General features: G+C 38.0%; 20 protein-coding genes and 1 riboswitch. Of the genes, 3 read left to right on the forward strand and 17 right to left on the reverse strand.

The annotated features are described in order from the left end of the window. Positions 1-15 precede the first annotated feature (15 nt). Positions 16-459 carry a hypothetical protein gene (locus JFT89_RS16095; RefSeq protein WP_201040353.1) on the reverse strand — a complete coding sequence of 148 codons (444 nt, stop codon included), beginning with the start codon at positions 457-459 and terminating at the stop codon, positions 16-18. 134 nt (positions 460-593) lie between these two features. Between JFT89_RS16095 and JFT89_RS16100 the strand changes: the two genes are divergently transcribed. Then, positions 594-1148, forward strand: coding sequence for a histidine phosphatase family protein (locus JFT89_RS16100; RefSeq protein ID WP_201040354.1), 555 nt, complete (start codon positions 594-596; stop codon positions 1146-1148). Between the two features lie 83 nt (positions 1149-1231). Continuing rightward, positions 1232-1711, forward strand: coding sequence for a YbaK/EbsC family protein (locus JFT89_RS16105; RefSeq protein WP_002068047.1), 480 nt, complete (start codon positions 1232-1234; stop codon positions 1709-1711). A gap of 19 nt (positions 1712-1730) precedes the next feature. Here the strand turns inward: JFT89_RS16105 and lipA are convergent, their stop codons facing one another. Continuing rightward, positions 1731-2627, reverse strand: coding sequence for a lipoyl synthase (gene lipA / locus JFT89_RS16110; RefSeq protein WP_002068044.1), 897 nt, complete (start codon positions 2625-2627; stop codon positions 1731-1733). A 189-nt stretch (positions 2628-2816) separates the two neighbouring features. Here lipA and JFT89_RS16115 point away from each other — a divergent pair, with 189 nt between their 5' ends. Further along, complete coding sequence (locus JFT89_RS16115) at positions 2817-3800, forward strand: M23 family metallopeptidase (RefSeq protein WP_016096602.1); 984 nt, start codon at positions 2817-2819, stop codon at positions 3798-3800. 19 nt (positions 3801-3819) lie between these two features. On the opposite strand, the gene yunB is transcribed toward JFT89_RS16115, so the two are convergent. The 15 genes from yunB to JFT89_RS16190 all read right to left on the reverse strand — a co-directional run bounded on the left by yunB (position 3820) and on the right by JFT89_RS16190 (position 17515). Beyond that, positions 3820-4539, reverse strand: a complete 720-nt coding sequence (yunB, locus tag JFT89_RS16120; RefSeq protein WP_002145056.1) for a sporulation protein YunB — start codon at positions 4537-4539, stop codon at positions 3820-3822. Between the two features lie 55 nt (positions 4540-4594). Next, a complete protein-coding gene (locus tag JFT89_RS16125; protein WP_016096600.1) occupies positions 4595-4897 on the reverse strand; it encodes a YunC family protein in 303 nt (100 codons plus the stop codon). Positions 4898-4962: 65 nt separating this feature from the next. Beyond that, entirely contained in the window at positions 4963-6378 is a 1416-nt protein-coding gene (locus JFT89_RS16130) for a bifunctional metallophosphatase/5'-nucleotidase (protein ID WP_207197403.1), read from the reverse strand. Positions 6379-6880: 502 nt separating this feature from the next. Continuing rightward, positions 6881-8278, reverse strand: coding sequence for a Fe-S cluster assembly protein SufB (gene sufB, locus JFT89_RS16135; protein ID WP_002015928.1), 1398 nt, complete (start codon positions 8276-8278; stop codon positions 6881-6883). A gap of 48 nt (positions 8279-8326) precedes the next feature. Then, a complete protein-coding gene (sufU, locus tag JFT89_RS16140) occupies positions 8327-8758 on the reverse strand; it encodes a Fe-S cluster assembly sulfur transfer protein SufU (protein WP_002089369.1) in 432 nt (143 codons plus the stop codon). Continuing rightward, entirely contained in the window at positions 8748-9968 is a 1221-nt protein-coding gene (gene sufS / locus JFT89_RS16145) for a cysteine desulfurase SufS (RefSeq protein WP_201040355.1), read from the reverse strand. The genes sufU and sufS overlap by 11 nt, the downstream gene beginning before the upstream one ends. Next, complete coding sequence (sufD, locus tag JFT89_RS16150; RefSeq protein WP_201040356.1) at positions 9968-11260, reverse strand: Fe-S cluster assembly protein SufD; 1293 nt, start codon at positions 11258-11260, stop codon at positions 9968-9970. The genes sufS and sufD overlap by 1 nt, the downstream gene beginning before the upstream one ends. Positions 11261-11275: 15 nt before the next feature. Next, the gene (gene sufC, locus JFT89_RS16155) at positions 11276-12061 is read right to left on the reverse strand and encodes a Fe-S cluster assembly ATPase SufC (RefSeq protein WP_002015933.1); all 786 of its coding nucleotides are present in this window, start codon (positions 12059-12061) and stop codon (positions 11276-11278) included. Between the two features lie 237 nt (positions 12062-12298). Beyond that, on the reverse strand, positions 12299-13105 hold the full coding sequence (gene metQ, locus JFT89_RS16160; protein ID WP_002068025.1) for a methionine ABC transporter substrate-binding lipoprotein MetQ: 807 nt from the start codon (positions 13103-13105) through the stop codon (positions 12299-12301). Between the two features lie 74 nt (positions 13106-13179). Then, entirely contained in the window at positions 13180-13992 is an 813-nt protein-coding gene (gene metQ / locus JFT89_RS16165) for a methionine ABC transporter substrate-binding lipoprotein MetQ (RefSeq protein WP_002068023.1), read from the reverse strand. A 22-nt stretch (positions 13993-14014) separates the two neighbouring features. Continuing rightward, a complete protein-coding gene (locus JFT89_RS16170) occupies positions 14015-14680 on the reverse strand; it encodes a methionine ABC transporter permease (RefSeq protein WP_016096599.1) in 666 nt (221 codons plus the stop codon). After that, positions 14673-15698, reverse strand: coding sequence for a methionine ABC transporter ATP-binding protein (locus JFT89_RS16175; RefSeq protein WP_016096598.1), 1026 nt, complete (start codon positions 15696-15698; stop codon positions 14673-14675). The genes JFT89_RS16170 and JFT89_RS16175 overlap by 8 nt, the downstream gene beginning before the upstream one ends. Positions 15699-16128: 430 nt before the next feature. After that, positions 16129-16236: riboswitch (SAM riboswitch) on the reverse strand. Positions 16237-16361: 125 nt separating this feature from the next. Further along, positions 16362-16706 (reverse strand): hypothetical protein, encoded by a 345-nt coding sequence (locus JFT89_RS16180; protein ID WP_002068015.1) that lies wholly within the window; start codon positions 16704-16706, stop codon positions 16362-16364. A 152-nt stretch (positions 16707-16858) separates the two neighbouring features. Next, positions 16859-17167 (reverse strand): thioredoxin family protein, encoded by a 309-nt coding sequence (locus JFT89_RS16185; RefSeq protein ID WP_002015940.1) that lies wholly within the window; start codon positions 17165-17167, stop codon positions 16859-16861. Between the two features lie 3 nt (positions 17168-17170). Further along, on the reverse strand, positions 17171-17515 hold the full coding sequence (locus tag JFT89_RS16190) for a toprim domain-containing protein (RefSeq protein ID WP_000640865.1): 345 nt from the start codon (positions 17513-17515) through the stop codon (positions 17171-17173). Positions 17516-17691 lie beyond the last annotated feature (176 nt).

The following is a 17691-nucleotide window of genomic DNA, read 5'->3' on the forward strand; positions in this document are numbered from 1 at the left end:
ACCAATTTTGGTGGTTTATTTTTTATGTGGATTATCGCAATGATGATAACTTTTCCCTCCTTGCAGCTCCCTCTTTGTTTCTGCATCTATAACGATATATTTATGCAACTCCTCTACTTCATTTTGAGAAAAGGAAGCGAAAAAGTATACTTGGCGATCAGGATGAATAAACGAATCTTGAAGCACCACTCTACTGCGACAGCCGACAGCTGTTTTTTTTCGGAAGACAAATTCTGCATCTTGTACTTCTTTAAATAAGATTTTTTTACGAACACTATACGCCGCATTTTTGTATTCCTTATAGACCTTCTTATCTAACTGTTCATAAAATAGATCTTCATTCACAAACGACTTATTTTGATTACTCGGGTATTCTAATTCTTGATTGGATTGTGCATATGTTGTGGACAATTGTATGAGAAAACAAATACTGAATACAATGCATATCATTTTTTTCATAATTGCACCTCAAATTTTCATTTATCCACATTACTTTTCCACATCCTTAGATCACTATGCCCTTTCCAAGAAAAAGGAATTTTTTCCACATTTGTCGAAGTATATATCGTCAACTTGAAAGATAGGGATGAATTATGAAGAAAATTATTGTAATACGACATTGTTCCGCAACTGGACAAAAACGTGATGCCGAATTAACGTTTGCCGGAAAAGATCAAGCTAACACCCTTGCTACATTCCTCTTAGAAAATCAGCTACAAATAGATCATATTATTTCGAGCCCATTTGTCCGAGCTATCGATTCCATTCGGCACTATGCGCCCAAAGCTAACCTATCTATCGAAGAGGATGAACGATTAGCTGAACGTATATTAAGCAACGTTCCGATGGATGACTGGATGCAAAAACTAGAATCTACTTTTACAAACATAGATATTGCCTTTTCAGGCGGAGAGTCAACAAAACAAGCAACAGACCGTGCCATCTCACTTATTCAGGAAGTTTTAAAACTAGAGCATGACACAACATTACTCGTTACACACGGCAACTTACTCACATTAATTTTAAAGCACTTTGATCATACTATTGGCTTTGACGAATGGAAAACTTTAACGAATCCTGATATTTATGAAATTACACTTGATGAACAATCTATCATAAAACGATTATGGGAAGCGCCATCCAAGTAATATCCCTTTCCAATACATTCAGTTGACACTGCGAGAAGGTATGGTAGGGCTGCAGTAAAACATAGAGAGGGGTATCATTCAATATGTACGAAGACGTACTTTCTTTACTACATAAAACAAATGCTTCTTATGAAAAATTTGAACACGAACCAGTGCTTGACTATGAGACTGATCGAATCGTTCGTGAAAGGCTCGGCTTACAAGGTAATCCAAGTAAAAGCCTATTTTTAAAATCAAAATCCGGGGCGTATTACGTATTCTTTACGTTAGAGGGAACTCGCCTCAACCGAGGAGAGATGAAAGAAATAACAGGAGAAAGCTTATCTCTCTGTTCTCCTGATGAGCTAAGAGAAGAGACTGGTTGCATGCCAGGATGTGTAGCTCCTTTCGGTTATTCACAAGATGTAACGATTATTGTGGACAGTTCAATTTATACTTACAAAAAAGTTTTAATCACACCTGGTGTGCCTGAATTTACAATTGAATTATCCACAGAAGAATTAAAAAGAATTTTATCAACGTGTCAAAATACAGTTTTAGAGTATAAGAAAAAGGAGAGCTAATATTAGCTCTCCTTTTTCTTTATTTCGCTTCTGCTACTTTTTCTTTCGCAGAACGTACTTGCTCGTCCGCATGATAAGAAGAACGCACAAGTGGGCCAGCTTCACAGTGGCTAAATCCTTTGCTAAGTGCAATTTCTTTAAGCTCTGCAAATTCTGCTGGTGGGTAATATTTAAGAACTGGTAAATGCTTCTTAGATGGTTGTAGGTATTGTCCAAGAGTTAAAATATCCACATTGTTTGCACGTAAGTCATCCATTGCTTCAATTAAATCTTCTCTCGTTTCACCTAAGCCCACCATAATGCTCGATTTAGTTGGAATATCAGGCTGCATTTCTTTTGCTCGACGTAAAAACTCTAATGAACGGTCATACTTTGCTCTAGCGCGAACTCGGTTAGATAATCGACGTACTGTTTCAATGTTATGGTTCAAAATATCTGGTTTTGCATCCATTAACATTTTTAAGTTTTCTTCTACCCCACCCATATCAGATGGTAATACTTCGATTGACGTAAATGGATTTTCGCGACGAACAGCGCGTACTGTTTCAGCAAAAACAGCTGCTCCGCCGTCTTTTAAATCATCACGTGCAACCGCTGTTATAACAACGTGCTTTAAGCCCATTTGTACTACAGAATCTGCTACGCGTTCTGGCTCTTGTAAATCAAGCTCAGTTGGCAAGCCTGTTTTAACCGCACAAAAACGACAAGCACGTGTACAAACCGCACCTAAGATCATAAATGTTGCTGTTTTCCTTACAGCCCAGCATTCATGAATATTCGGACATTTCGCCTCTTCACAAACTGTATGAAGATTCTTAGAACGCATCATTTTCTTTAAGCCTGTATAGTTTTCATTCGTGTTTAACTTAATTTTCAACCATTCGGGCTTGCGCTTATACTCTGTTTGTTTTGTCATGGTTATCAACTCCGCACAATATGAAATAGTTTACCGTGTTCGCTTCTTTCAATGTAACATATCTATTCTAACGTATGAAAGCGATTTGCTCAAATGAAGATTCTAAGATTTTTTCCAATCGTTCCCTATAATGAAATACTCCGTATATCCCACACTAAAAAGAGTGATGTTGTGAAAGGAGTCTATTTCATGCTTCGAAAAATTTCTCTTTTGCTTTCGATTTGCTTTCTTCTCCACCAAAACATCGCTTACGGTGAAGATAATCAGCAAAGCATATATGAAAAGCGCATGGCACTATATAAAGAAACTGAGCAATCTTCAGGTATTCCGTGGTATTACTTAGCTGCAATGGATCAATACGAAAGAAACATACGGAGCGTAAGAAAGGATATTCCGAAAAAACCAGATGCCATCATTTCCCTTTATTTCAAGCCTGAAATATGGGCTGGACCTGTTAATAGTAATGATACTCTCCCCCATACGATTTCTCTATTTGGCGGAATTGGTTTAGATGGTGACAAAGATGGATTTGCAAATGCAAATACCGATCGTGATCTTCTGCATACAGCAGCAACTATTTTAAAGAAACAAGGAACGTCAGAAGATCGTATTAATATTATGCTTTGGGAATATTATAGACGTGCAAAAACAGTTGAATTAATTACAGAATACGCCCAAATTTATAAACATTATGGCCGCATTAATTTAGAAGGAAATGCTTTCCCTCTCCCGATTCGCAGTGACAATAGCTATCGTAGTACTTTTGGTGCTGGTAGAAGTTTTGGCGGCAGGAGGATTCATGAAGGAACCGATATTTTTGCTGGATATGGCGTACCAGTACGATCAACTTGCTATGGCGTTATTGAAACAAAAGGATGGAATCGTCTTGGTGGATGGCGCATTGGTATTCGTGACCTTCATAATAATTACCACTATTACGCTCATTTAGGCGGGTTCTCTAAAGAAATACAGCTCGGACAAATTGTCGAACCAGGAAAAGTAATCGGATTTGTCGGTAGTACCGGCTACGGTCCTCCTGGTACAGCTGGAAAATTCCCGCCCCACTTACATTTCGGCATGTATAAAGACAATGGCTATACAGAATGGGCTTTCGATCCATACATGCATTTAAGCCTTTGGGAACGAAAAGAACGAGCAAATACAAAACGATAACCGTAGCGAATTGCTACGGTTATTTTTTATCTGGTACAACAACACCCCCGCTTCCGTAATAAGTAGGCACTTCACCTTGAACGATGCGCGTCGCAATCGGAATGTTTTGCTTCACTTTAATTTCTTTCGTGCGTAACGGAATCATAACTTGTAACGTCACTTCCACTTCCATAATAATTTTGATCGCTGTATTATTAATTCCTTGCGGCTCAACTAATTGTTTAATATCCGTATTCACATGACCAATTGGCGTAAAATTAATCGGAATATCTGGTCCTATATTACCAAGAAGCGCATTATCAGTTATGCGTCCAAAAGGAACTGACATAGATACCCCATTCTCTTCAAAAATACCAAGTGCTTTCGTATCCCCTTTTTCTACTTGTTGTAAATATTTCTCTATGTATGCAGTAGTCGATGTTAATATTTCATTTACTTGTTTTGTATTTAAATCAATTGTAGATACTTTCCCGTTCCTATCCGTTTGTACTTTCATTAATGAATCTACATCAAACCCTTCATTAATTCGGTCTTTTACCGCTTTCGTCATAACTGCTGTTGCCATTTTATGCGTCTCTGTTTCCCCATACTTAATTAACGTTGGCTGAATACTTTTATTTACAATCCATAACCCTTGAACTACCATTACGATAAAAATGATAAACGAAATAAGCAGTATATACCGAAAGGAAATCGGTCCCCTTCGAAACCGCGAATTTTTCGAACGAAATATGCTCATAAAAAAAACCTCCTTCTTATATTATTTCTATGCAAGAAGGAGGGACGATATATGCTTATCTCATTTTTAATAGTGCATCTTTTCCGATTGTGCCGGCCGGAATCCCTAAAGCTTCGGCTTCAATCGTTACTGATTCCAGCGGTGCTTCAAGAAGTTGTTCAATCGTTCTTACACCAACCGCACGGCCAGCAATAATTCCTCGATCGCCTAACTTCTCATTTAAAAGACCTACATCTAGAGCACCGCACATAATATATCCTTTATCGCTCATTACAGCTAGCAAATTTGTCTTCGGAAGTTTTACGCTAACAGCAATGAACGTATAGTTATCAATTATAATTGGCTCCACATTAACCATAGTTCACACTCCTCTCTTTCTTATCTTTATGACAAGAGAAAAATGAGTGTTACAAGTCAACTAGCCTATAGTTTGACTGAAGATGTATAAGTTATCAACATGTCTGTTAACACATCTCTAAGTAATTCCGGCATATAATATTGTTTGTCAGAAAGTGTGGATAGCTCTGGGTATAAGTATCCGAATGTAAACATATCAATCGTTCCTACCATATATATCCGGTCTAATTCCAGCGATTCGCCATTAATCAATACATCTTCTAGTAAAATTTTATTCCCTGGAATCGTATCTGGAATCACTTCCAAACCATCGTAAATCATTTTCCCCATTACTTTTCCACGAAATCCGAATCCTTTCACCTCAAGATTCTCCATATTCGGGCGGCGCGCTTTCAAAATAACTTCTCTTAACGTTTTCCCTGGTACTTTTAATAGACATGGATTAATTGGATGTGGACAAATCCGATGAATATCTCCGCGCGTCACAACACCTTCATTTAATCCCTCAAGAAGTACACCAGCATTCACCATCCCAACATCCGCATTACACCACTCTTTAAGTGCACTTGCCAACATATGAGAAAACGTCGTCTCCTTAAACCAATCAACCGGCAATGATTCTTTTAAATGAACGACAGGCTCAGCCATTATCTGTTTACTTTCTTCCTTTAGCATTTCAATTGTGGATAACGGCTCGCTATAAGCACCTAACCGTTCTGTCTTAATCGCTCTACCGTCTTTTTTCAACAGTCTCTTCGTCTCTTTATCCACAGTAAGCTGAACGTGACCAACGTAATGTCCCCACTTTTCACAACAGCAAAGCAAAGTATTATCCACAAGAACGCCACGCTCAAATAAATGATGCGTATGTGCCCCTAAAATAACATCTATATCATAATGCTCCGCCATATACTCATCCATACTTTTTCCAAGATGAGAAAGCACAACAGTAATATGAGCTGTATCCTTAACTTCTTCTAAAATAGATTCTAAATGGATGATTGGATCTTCAATATGCCAGTCTAACATATGATAAAACTCTGGATAAGCTACCGTTAATCCAATAAAGGCAATCGTGATCCCATCTGTCGTTGTATGTAATTTATAAGGCTGCGCCCAAGCTGGACGTACACCTTCTTTTTCAAATAAATTCGCTACAAGCACCTCAAACCCAGCATCATCATATAGACGATTCAAATGCTCTTTCGCCAATGTAATTCCTTCATTATTTCCGATCGTTACATAATCATATAACGCCTCATTTAATAATTTTGTATTCCCAAGTCCATTTGTCGCTTCCGAAATACTATGAAAACGATCCACATGATCGCCAATATCCACAGTTAAAACAGTCTCTCCCGCTTCCTGTCTTCGCTTTTTCTCCCCTCGTACAAACCGAGAAATTTGCGGCCAATTTTCAAAATGACTATGTATATCGTTTGTATGATAAAGGTGGATGATTGTTTCTTTATTTATATTCAGAGAAAAAACCTCCTCTCAGTTCCTTACTGCCATTTACGCTATACGTACGCAATAATCCTGTAAATACTTTTCGTCTTTTCTTGCTATTCTACATTGTACTCGCATTATAAGAAAAAGCAAAAGATTGTCCTTTTAATATGGAAAACTTCACATTACTTTTTCTAGTCTATTGATTAGTTTGAGGGGGATTTTTTGTGAAATGATTCTAGTTGGTGGGGGGAGATTTGTCAGTATCTTTACCTTACTTACATATAGGTGCTCCTCTCGTATTTGAATGTTGAGGGGTATATGAGGGATTTCTTTTGTCTTACTTTGTCGACAAATCGATATTCCTTGTCGAACCGCTGATATATTGAAATAATCGCCGATATATTCCGAGTTGTGGTCGATATATTTGAAAAATCGTTGATATATTTAGTTTAACACCCACCCGAGTATCCCCCAACACCAATTACACACAACATAAAAAGCACCCTGCATAGCAGGGCGCTCCCTTAATATATTAACCAATAGAACCTTCCATCTCAAACTTGATTAGACGGTTCATTTCAACCGCGTATTCCATTGGAAGTTCGCGAGTGAATGGCTCGATGAAGCCCATTACGATCATTTCTGTAGCTTCTTGCTCAGAAATACCGCGGCTCATTAGGTAGAATAATTGTTCTTCTGATACTTTAGATACTTTCGCTTCGTGCTCAAGTGAAACGTAATCGTTTTTGATTTCGTTGTAAGGAATTGTATCAGATGTAGATTGGTTATCCATGATTAACGTGTCACACTCGATGTTAGAGCGAGAGTTTTTCGCTTTTGGTCCGAATTGTACGATACCACGGTAAGTTACTTTACCACCATGCTTCGCAATCGATTTAGAAACGATTGTTGAAGACGTGTTTGGTGCTAAGTGAATCATTTTCGCACCAGCATCTTGGTGTTGGCCTTTACCAGCAATCGCGATAGATAATGTTAAACCACGAGCGCCTTCGCCTTTTAAGATAACTGCTGGGTATTTCATCGTTAATTTAGATCCGATGTTACCGTCAATCCATTCCATCGTTGCGTTTTCTTCACAAACCGCACGTTTTGTAACTAGGTTGTATACGTTGTTCGCCCAGTTTTGGATTGTTGTATAACGGCAATATGCATCTTTCTTAATGATGATTTCTACTACCGCACTATGAAGTGAGTTAGTAGTGTAAACAGGTGCTGTACAACCTTCTACGTAGTGTACGTGTGCGCCTTCGTCTACGATGATAAGCGTACGCTCGAATTGTCCCATATTTTCAGAGTTAATACGGAAATACGCTTGAAGTGGTGTATCAACTTTAATACCTTTTGGAACGTAGATGAATGATCCACCAGACCAAACTGCAGAGTTTAATGCAGAGAATTTGTTGTCTGTTGGTGGGATTACTTTTCCGAAATGCTCACGGAAAATATCTTCGTTCTCTTTTAATGCGCTATCTGTATCTTTGAAGACGACTCCTAGATCTTCTAGGTCTTCTTTCATGTTGTGGTATACAACTTCAGATTCGTACTGTGCAGATACACCAGCTAAATATTTTTGCTCAGCCTCAGGAATACCTAATTTATCAAATGTCGCTTTAATTTCCTCAGGTACTTCATCCCAAGACTTCTCAGATTTCTCAGATGGTTTTACGTAGTACGTAATTTCATCGAAATCTAAGTCGTTTAAGTCGCCGCCCCATTGTGGCATTGGCATTTCATAGAACTTATCCAGTGATTTTAAACGGAAGTCTAACATCCACTGTGGTTCTTCTTTCATACGTGAAATCTCTTCAACGATCTCTTTTGTTAAACCGCGTCCAGCACGGAAAATCGAAACGTCTTTATCCTTGAAACCATATTTATAATCGCCGATATCTGGCAGTTGCTTCGCCATGTTGGTGTGTCCCTCCTTATATAACCTCGTTTTTAGGAACCTTTAACATTACTTATCTTCGTTTAAGCCCTTTTCTAACGCTTTCCACGCTAATGTTGCACATTTAATACGTGCCGGGAACTTGCATACGCCTTGTAATGCTTCAATATCTCCTAAATCAATGCTGTCATCATACTCTTTTCCTAGCATCATGTCAGAGAAAATTTTAGAAAGCTTAAGAGCCTCTTCAATTTTCTTTCCTTTTACTGCTTGTGTCATCATTGAAGCTGAAGACATTGAAATTGAACATCCTTCGCCTTCAAACTTCGCTTCTTGTACAATACCCTCTTCTACTTTCATCGTAAGTTGAATACGATCGCCGCAAGTTGGATTGTTCAAGTTAACGGTAACACTATCTTCTAACACGCCATGGTTACGAGGATTTTTGTAATGATCCATAATAACTTGACGATATAACGTATCTAAATTATTAAATGACATTTGTGAAATACTCCTTTGTCTTGATTAGCGATTCAACAAATGTATCAATTTCTTCTTTTGTATTATATAAATAGAAGCTCGCACGTGCTGTAGAAGAAGCTTTCAGCCACTTCATAAGTGGTTGTGCACAGTGATGTCCTGCGCGAACCGCAATGCCTTCTACATCTAATACAGTTGCTACATCGTGAGGATGTACTTCATCAATATTAAATGTAACTAGACCAGCGCGATGCTTTGGACCATAAATTGTAACGCCATCTACTTCTGATAGTCTCTCTAAAGCGTATTGCGCTAATTCATGTTCATGCTTTTCAATATTATGAAGACCGATTTCTTCTAGGAAATCAATTGCCGCACCAAGTCCGATTGCATTACCGATAATCGGTGTACCTGCTTCGAACTTCCACGGAAGCTCTTTCCAAGTAGACTCTTGTAAGTCTACGAAATCAATCATTTCACCACCAAATTCAATTGGTTCCATATTGTTTAGCAATTCTTTCTTACCATATAATACGCCGACACCTGTTGGTCCGCACATCTTATGAGCAGATAATGCGTAGAAATCACAGTTTAAATCTTGTACATCCACTTTCATATGAGGTGCACTTTGTGCTCCATCAACGATCATGATTGCACCGTTTTCATGTGCGATTGCTCCGATTTCTTTTACAGGGTTAATCGTTCCAAGTACGTTTGACACGTGCATAATAGAAACAATTCTTGTATTCGGTGTAACTGTTTGACGAACATCTTCTAAAGAAATTGTACCGTCTGGTTGAAGCGGAAGGTATTTTAAAGTTGCGCCAGTTTTCTTCGCAACTTGTTGCCACGGAATGATGTTACTATGGTGCTCCATGTAAGAGATGACGATTTCATCGCCTTCTTTTACATTATCAAGACCATAGCTAGCTGCTACTGTATTTAATGCAGTTGTCGTTCCGCGCGTGAAAATAATCTCTTCCATTGATTTCGCATTAATAAACTTGCGAACTTTCTCACGTGCACCTTCATACGCGTCGGTAGCTTTCGTACCGAGCGTATGAACACCGCGATGCACGTTAGAATTATATTCTTTATAATAACGTTCTAACGTTTCAATGACTTGAATTGGTTTTTGAGAAGTTGCTGCACTATCGAAATAAACAAGTTGTTTGCCGTTCACTTTTTGATCAAGAATTGGAAACTGTTTGCGTATTTCATGAATATTCATTAGCGAACTTTCCTTTCAATTACCTCAACAAGCTGTGCTTTTACTCCTTCAATTGGAAGCTCATTTACTACAGGTGCTAAGAATCCATGGATGACTAAACGTTCTGCTTCGCGTTTTGGAATCCCACGGCTCATCAAGTAGTATAATTGGTATGGATCTACGCGGCCTACTGAAGCTGCGTGACCTGCCATTACATCATCTTCATCGATTAAAAGAATTGGGTTTGCATCACCGCGAGCTTTCTCATCTAACATAAGAACGCGAGAAGATTGTTGTGCATTTGATTTAGATGCACCGTGTTCAATCTTACCAATTCCATTAAAGATAGATGTTGCACTATCTTTTTGTACTCCGTGTTTTAAAATCCAACCTTCAGAGTGTTTACCGAAGTGAACAACTTTAGTTGTAAAGTTTTGTGTTTGGTTACCACGGCCAATTGTTACTGTTTTTGTATCAGCAAATGATCCGTCGCCCATTAAGTTCGTAACGTTCTCTGAGATTGTATTTCCGTCATTCATAAGGCCTAGAGCCCAATCAATACGGCCGTCGCGTCCAACAACGCCGCGGCGGTTAACGTAAGTTGTTACGTCTTTTGCTAATAGATCAACCGCACCGAATTTCACTTGTGCGCCTTGTTCCACGATTACTTCTGCTACGATATTTGCAATACCTTTAGCATTTTCATTTGCAACGTAGTTTTCTACATATGTTGCAGCACTGTTCGCATCAGCTACGAATAATACGTGGTTATATACGTTAGCTTCTTCGCCGTCTACTAAGAATACAGCTTGAAGTGGAGTTTCAAGAACAACGTTTTTCGGAACATATACGAATGCACCGCCGTTTATTAATGCAGCATGAAGTGCAGTTAGACGATGCTCGTCTACTTTCACGCCGTCTTTCATTAAATACTTTTGTAATAGTTCAGCATGCTCTGTTGCAGCTGTTACGATATCTGTAAAAATAACACCTTTTTCTTTTGCTTCGTCTGCTAAAGAAACGAACGCAGTTGTACCAGTACGTTGTACTAGTACGCTGTTATTTTCATCGATTAAGTTTTTCACTGCTTCTGGAAGCTCTGTTAAAGAACTTACAGGCTCTTGCTTAGCAGCGTCGCCTTTTCCGATAAAGTCCCATTTTTCAATTTTCGTTTTATCAGGCGTTGGCATTGGAAGTTCAGTTGCTTGTGCAAGAGCTTGTAAGCGGAACTCAGTCAACCAAGCAGCTTCGTTTACTTCGCTTGCGCGCTGACGGATTGTTTCTTGATCGAAAGGTAATGTACCGATTGTCATGTTTATGCTCCTCTCTTACGCTTCTTGCTCTGCTGTTTCGTCTTCAATACCTAATTCTTTTTTAATCCAGTCGTAACCTTCAGCTTCTAGACGTTGTGCAAGCTCAGGGCCACCAGATTTAACGATACGACCGTTCATCATAACGTGAACGAAGTCTGGAGTGATGTAGTTTAATAAACGTTGGTAATGCGTAATCATTAGGCAGCCGAACTCTTCGCCGCGCATTTGGTTAATACCTTTAGATACAACTTTTAATGCATCGATATCAAGACCTGAGTCGATTTCATCTAAGATTGCGATTTTTGGCTCAATCATCATTAATTGAAGAATTTCGTTACGTTTTTTCTCTCCACCAGAGAAACCTTCGTTTAAGTAACGTTGTGCCATTTCTGGATCCATTTCTAGGAATTCCATATTTTTATCTAATGTACGGATAAATTTCATAAGAGAAATTTCTTCGCCTTCTTCACGACGTGCATTAATTGCAGAACGTAAGAAGTCAGCGTTTGTTACTCCGCTAATTTCACTTGGATATTGCATTGCTAAGAATAGACCTGCTAGTGCGCGCTCGTCTACTTCCATTTCTAATACATCTTCACCGTCGATGATGATGCTACCTTCTGTTACTTCATACTTTGGGTGACCCATAATCGCAGAAGATAAAGTTGATTTACCTGTTCCGTTAGGTCCCATAATTGCGTGGATTTCTCCACCTTTTACTTCAAGGTTTACACCTTTTAAAATTTCTTTACCGTCGATTGATACGTGTAAGTCTTTAACCGTTAATGTAGAACCAGCCATCTCAATACCTCCATTAATCCTCTATATACATTTTAAAAATTCCTAAAACGTTCATATTCTCATTTTATTCTCATTCTAATCTTATAGCAAATAAAATGATATCGCAAACGACGAAAAAAAGTAACAATTTTTTCACAAATGTATATAAGTATTTCCCTTGCATCCTTATATGATACACTTTTCTTCTTATATATATAAAGAAAAAAGGACTGGAAATTTCCCAATCCTTTCCTGCACTTATTCATTTACTGGAAGTACAGCACCTTTATATTCTTTATTGATAAAATCTTGAATTTCTTTTGAATGCAATACGTCTACTAACTCTTTAATTTCTTTTTTCTTCTCGTCACCTTTACGAACTGCGATAATATTTGCATAAGGAGAGTCTGATCCTTCAATTGCAATTGCATCCTTTTTTGGATTTAATTTCGCATCAATTGCGTAGTTTGAATTAATGAATAAAGCATCACCTTCATTGTTTTCGTACAGCTTCGATGAAAGTCCAGGTTCTACATCTGTTTTAAACTTTAAATTTTTCGGGTTTTCTACAACATCTTTTACTGTCGCTTTAACAACATCTACACCGTCTTTTAATTTAATAACGCCGCCTTTTTGTAACAACGCTAACATACGGCCACGCTCAGCTACGTTATTACTCATAATAACTGTTCCTCCATTTGGAAGATCTTTTAAGCTTTTATATTTCTTAGAATAAATGCCCATTGGCTCTAAATGAATTTTTCCTGCGTTGACAATTTTATATCCCTTTTCTTGAATTTCTTTATCTAAATACGGAATGTGCTGGAAGTAGTTCGCATCAATTTCCTTATCCGCTAACGCTTTATTCGGCAGAACATAATCCTGGAACTTTTTAATCTCTAATTTAATACCCTTTTTCTCTAATATCGGCTGTGCCTTTTCTAAAATAACAGCATGCGGCACGTTAGAAGCTCCAACAACAAGCTTATTCTCCTCTTTCCCCCCGCAAGCGGCTAATGTAAATACAGACAGTGCTGTAACAACTGACAATATAATCTTTTTCATATGATGTCCCCTTCTCCCCTATAGTTATGTAGTTAGAAAAAAGAGCCAGCATACACCAGCCCTTCTTCAAACAATTATTCTTTTACAGGAACAACTGCCCCTTTATATTCTTTATTAATAAAGTCTTCAATTTCTTTGGAATGCAGTACTTCTATAAGAGCTTTAATCTCTTTTTTATCTTTATCACCTTTACGAACAGCTACTATGTTTGCGTATGGAGAATCATTTCCTTCAATTGCAATCGCGTCTTTTTCTGGGTTTAATTTCGCATCAATTGCATAGTTAGAATTAATTAGAACCGCATCGCCTTCTTTATTGTTATACACTTGTGGCAATAAACCAGGCTCGATATCCGTTTTGAACTTTAAGTTTTTCGGATTATCCGCAATATCTTTTGGAGTTGCTTTAACTGGCTCTACTCCGTCTTTAATTTTTAAAATGCCTTCTTTTTGTAAAATTGCTAAACCACGACCATGATCAGTAACAGAATTACTCATAATAATTGTCGCCCCGTTTGGAAGTTCTTTTAAGCTCTTATATTTTTGAGAATACACACCAATCGGTTCTAAATGAATTTTTCCTGCTATTTCAAAGTCATATTTTTTATCTTTAATTTCCTTTTCTAAATATGGAATGTGCTGGAAGTAGTTCGCATCTAATTCTTTATCTGCTAACGATTTATTCGGTAACACGTAGTCTTGGAATTTTTTAATCTCTAACTCAATTCCTTTTTTCTCAAGTAATGGCTTTGCCTTTTCTAAAATTTCAGCGTGCGGTACGTTAGAAGCACCAACAACAAGTTTCTTTTCATCTTTATCTTTCCCGCCACAAGCAGCTAACCCAAAAATTGAAGTTGAAATAAGTGCTGTAAGTAATAATTTTTTCATTTGAAATATCCCCCTGTTTTCATTATCTTTTATCTATTCGAGTCGTTAAACTATCACCAATCCACTGAATGAAAAATACAACTAGTAATACACAAATTGTCGCAACGATTGTTACATCGTTATTTCCTCTCTGGAACCCCTCTAAATAAGCAAGTGTTCCAAGGCCACCAGCACCAACAACTCCTGCCATTGCCGTATAGCCTACTAAAGCAATTGTCGTTACCGTAATACCAGATACTAAAGCTGGTAACGCTTCTGGAATTAATACTTTCAAAATGATTGTGCTTGTTTTTGCTCCCATTGCTTTTGAAGCTTCAATTACACCTTTATCAATTTCACGAAGTGCGATTTCAACCATTCTCGCGTAAAATGGTGCCGCTCCAATAATTAAAGCTGGCAGTGCTGCACTCGCTCCAAGAATTGTTCCAAGAAGGATTTTTGTGAATGGGATCAATAAAATAATTAAAATGATGAACGGTATAGAACGGAAAATGTTTACGAATGCTCCAATCACCGTATTAATCGCTTTATTTTCCCATAAATTATCTTTCGCTGTCATAAAGAGTAATAGTCCTAAAATAAGTCCTAACACAAATGTGGCAAGCGCTGCGATTGCCGTCATATATAACGTTTCACCAGTTGCTTCTAACATTTGATTCCAATCAATATTTGCGATTAACTTATCCATGTGCAATCACCTCCAGCTCTACTTGATCTTGATGAATTCCTTCTATCGCTTGCTGGATCGCTGTTTCCTCACCATTTAAATGAACGACTAAACTTCCGTAAGAACCGTTATTCGTTTGTGCGATATTTCCTTGCAAAATGCTAACTTCTATATCGCTGCGTTGCATTAATCTTTGAAGTACTGGTCTTTCTACAGCCTCACCGACAAACTGCAAGCGAACTACTTTTCCATCTGGGTATTTTTCAATTAAACTTTCAATCGTTTCATTTGTATCTTCAGAATCCGTTAACTGCTGTACAAATCGTTTTGTAATGTCTTGCTGCGGATTACGGAATACGTCAAGTACTGGACCCGTTTCTACAATCTTCCCTTTCTCCATTACCGCCACTCGATTACAAATCTTCCGAATCACGTGCATCTCATGTGTAATTAATACAATTGTTAAGTTGAGACGCTTATTAATGTCTAATAATAAATCTAAAATTTGATCCGTCGTTTCTGGATCAAGAGCTGACGTTGCTTCATCACATAAAAGTACTTGTGGATTATTTGCTAGCGCTCTTGCAATCCCAACGCGCTGCTTTTGCCCACCACTTAGCTGAGATGGGTACGCGTCTCCTCTTCCCTCTAATCCAACAAGATGAATTAACTCATCGACACGTTTTCTTCTCTCCGCCTTATCGACACCTGCAATTTCAAGTGGGAATGCGATATTTTCACGCACAGTTCTTGACCAAAGTAAGTTGAAATGCTGAAAAATCATTCCGATTTCTTGTCTTGCCTTACGAAGTTCATTTCCAGTAATCGCTGAAATGACACGATTCGCAATTGTAATTTGGCCAGAAGTTGGTTTCTCTAACTGATTAAACAATCTGATTAAAGAACTTTTCCCAGCGCCACTATATCCGATAACACCAAATATTTCACCCTTCTCTACTTGTAAGTTGGCGTTATCTACAGCAGTGACATCACCGCTTTTTGCCTTATATATCTTCTTTACATTCTCTAATAGAATCATGATGTTCACCCCTTTTTTAAATAAAAAGCGCAAGCGGCTCGTTTAGAACAAGAGGGCGTTGGAATCCCAGACGTAGAGGCGCTTTTTGCCTCATAGGAAGGGATGAAACGACCGACTGTTCTAGCCGCTGGAGCTAGATTTGATAAAAAGCGTAAGCGGCTCGTTTAGAATGTGAAGTGGATGGAGCTTCTGACGTAGAGGCGCTTTTTGCCTCATAGGAAGAAGCGAAGCCATCGAACATTCTAGCCGCTGAAGCTGGATTTCATAAAACTTTGGATAGACTCCGCATTTTTTTATTTCTGATACGTGTAGTCCATCGTTATAGCTCCTCTTATTATTTGAATGTCCTCCGCATTCAAACAACAAAAAACCTTTCCGCTTCTAGAGAAGCAGAAAGGTTTATATGCGTATATAACAACATTATCCCTCTCTCTCATCTCTCAAAGCATTTGCTTTGCAGGAATTGGCACCATTTCAACATAAGTTGACGGTTGCCGGGCTTCACAGGGCACAGTCCCTCCACCTCTCTTAATAAGAGAAATCAGATTAAATTTTCGTCTGATTTAAAATTTATGAAATTGTCTATATTTTATGAATTGAATTGTATCAATATCCACACGCTGTGTCAACAGGAATTTTCGCAAAAAAAGAAACTTCAAAATTTTAAGCTCCGACTGACATCGGTTTACATATATGAAACATCGATTCAACTAATAACATCGTGCGATACGTTCCAGAATATTGTACCCGTCCATCACTCATTAACGTTTGCAACCTCATATTTCCAGTCACTAATTTTTGTACATCCTCTTCCTCTAAACAAACGATTTGTTCCGTTCCTCTCGCCTCTTTCAAAAGTTCTATATAATCTCTTGAAATTTGTAACGAACAGCATTCATCTCCAAAGCGAAAATTAACAGTTCTTTCTCCTTGCCTTAAAAGCGGTTCTAAATGATATTGACCATTAGCGTAATTTACAAATGATTGAAGCAAAGAATATAATTTCATCCTAAATCACATCCCTCATATCACTTTCTATTACATACCATTCCCTCTTATTAAAGCGCAATCCTGTTACTTTCGCTCGACAAATACTGTATCTATCACGCATGTCGACATATTTCCCAAGAAATATGTCGAGGCGGCAAAAACTTTGCCGCCTACTTTAATTCCGTATATAAATATTCAACCGAATGAAATGCATATATTTTCTTCATCAGTGTCCCATTTTCAAAAATAAGTAAACACGGTACACTTTCTATCCCATACTCTTTCGCTAAATGCGGGGCATAATTTAAATCTAACATTCCAATTTTCAAATCTTCAATCGTCATCTCAACGACCGTTAACATCTTCTTTGCTAATTGGCATGTTCCACACATTGGTGTATACACATATAACACTGTTTTTTCTTCATTTCCTATTAGGGCTGTAGCTTCGGCACCTGTCCAATCAATCACTTCTATCATTCCTTACCGTAAATATTCTGTATAAACGTCAATGTCAGCTCCCCATAATACATTTGCTAAATGTGAAGAAGGTGCAGTCGCCACCTCGCGATACGAGCGATCAATATAAATATGCTCTGCTTGCGGAAATTCTTTTCGGAATTGTTTCCTTAACTTTTCCCCTGCATCATCAGCATCCACTAGCACATATACGTCCTTATCAAAAAATTGATCAATGAGCTCATCCATTTTCGACAAACCAATTGTACCATTTGTACAAACAATTTCCACTGGTTCACGAATAATAGATTCAATCTTTCTTCTATCCGATTTACCTTCTACAATAATGACTTTTTCCACATAAATCATACGTCATCACCCGATCACCATATACTATACAACCTTTAACTTAGTATATAGTATATTCGTTATTTTCATGTTGTTTCCTGTTTATTTTTACAAAAGAAAAGCGGAAGCGGCTTGCTCAGAACAAGAGGGCTTTGGAACTCCTGAACTAGAGGCGCTCTTTGCCTCAAGTTCAGAAG

It is taken from the genome of Bacillus sp. TH25 (assembly GCF_016650935.1).
Lineage (GTDB): Bacteria > Bacillota > Bacilli > Bacillales > Bacillaceae_G > Bacillus_A > Bacillus_A mycoides.

What these genes read in the sequence shown, in the direction of transcription:
- JFT89_RS16095 (WP_201040353.1), bottom strand. Translation starts at nt 459, where the DNA reads ATGAAAAAAATGATATGCATTGTATTCAGTATTTGTTTTCTCATACAA.
- JFT89_RS16100 (WP_201040354.1), top strand. Translation starts at nt 594, where the DNA reads ATGAAGAAAATTATTGTAATACGACATTGTTCCGCAACTGGACAAAAA.
- JFT89_RS16105 (WP_002068047.1), top strand. Translation starts at nt 1,232, where the DNA reads ATGTACGAAGACGTACTTTCTTTACTACATAAAACAAATGCTTCTTAT.
- lipA (WP_002068044.1), bottom strand. Translation starts at nt 2,627, where the DNA reads ATGACAAAACAAACAGAGTATAAGCGCAAGCCCGAATGGTTGAAAATT.
- JFT89_RS16115 (WP_016096602.1), top strand. Translation starts at nt 2,817, where the DNA reads ATGCTTCGAAAAATTTCTCTTTTGCTTTCGATTTGCTTTCTTCTCCAC.
- yunB (WP_002145056.1), bottom strand. Translation starts at nt 4,539, where the DNA reads ATGAGCATATTTCGTTCGAAAAATTCGCGGTTTCGAAGGGGACCGATT.
- JFT89_RS16125 (WP_016096600.1), bottom strand. Translation starts at nt 4,897, where the DNA reads ATGGTTAATGTGGAGCCAATTATAATTGATAACTATACGTTCATTGCT.
- sufB (WP_002015928.1), bottom strand. Translation starts at nt 8,278, where the DNA reads ATGGCGAAGCAACTGCCAGATATCGGCGATTATAAATATGGTTTCAAG.
- sufU (WP_002089369.1), bottom strand. Translation starts at nt 8,758, where the DNA reads ATGTCATTTAATAATTTAGATACGTTATATCGTCAAGTTATTATGGAT.
- sufS (WP_201040355.1), bottom strand. Translation starts at nt 9,968, where the DNA reads ATGAATATTCATGAAATACGCAAACAGTTTCCAATTCTTGATCAAAAA.
- sufD (WP_201040356.1), bottom strand. Translation starts at nt 11,260, where the DNA reads ATGACAATCGGTACATTACCTTTCGATCAAGAAACAATCCGTCAGCGC.
- sufC (WP_002015933.1), bottom strand. Translation starts at nt 12,061, where the DNA reads ATGGCTGGTTCTACATTAACGGTTAAAGACTTACACGTATCAATCGAC.
- metQ (WP_002068025.1), bottom strand. Translation starts at nt 13,105, where the DNA reads ATGAAAAAGATTATATTGTCAGTTGTTACAGCACTGTCTGTATTTACA.
- metQ (WP_002068023.1), bottom strand. Translation starts at nt 13,992, where the DNA reads ATGAAAAAATTATTACTTACAGCACTTATTTCAACTTCAATTTTTGGG.
- JFT89_RS16170 (WP_016096599.1), bottom strand. Translation starts at nt 14,680, where the DNA reads ATGGATAAGTTAATCGCAAATATTGATTGGAATCAAATGTTAGAAGCA.
- JFT89_RS16175 (WP_016096598.1), bottom strand. Translation starts at nt 15,698, where the DNA reads ATGATTCTATTAGAGAATGTAAAGAAGATATATAAGGCAAAAAGCGGT.
- JFT89_RS16180 (WP_002068015.1), bottom strand. Translation starts at nt 16,706, where the DNA reads ATGAAATTATATTCTTTGCTTCAATCATTTGTAAATTACGCTAATGGT.
- JFT89_RS16185 (WP_002015940.1), bottom strand. Translation starts at nt 17,167, where the DNA reads ATGATAGAAGTGATTGATTGGACAGGTGCCGAAGCTACAGCCCTAATA.
- JFT89_RS16190 (WP_000640865.1), bottom strand. Translation starts at nt 17,515, where the DNA reads ATGATTTATGTGGAAAAAGTCATTATTGTAGAAGGTAAATCGGATAGA.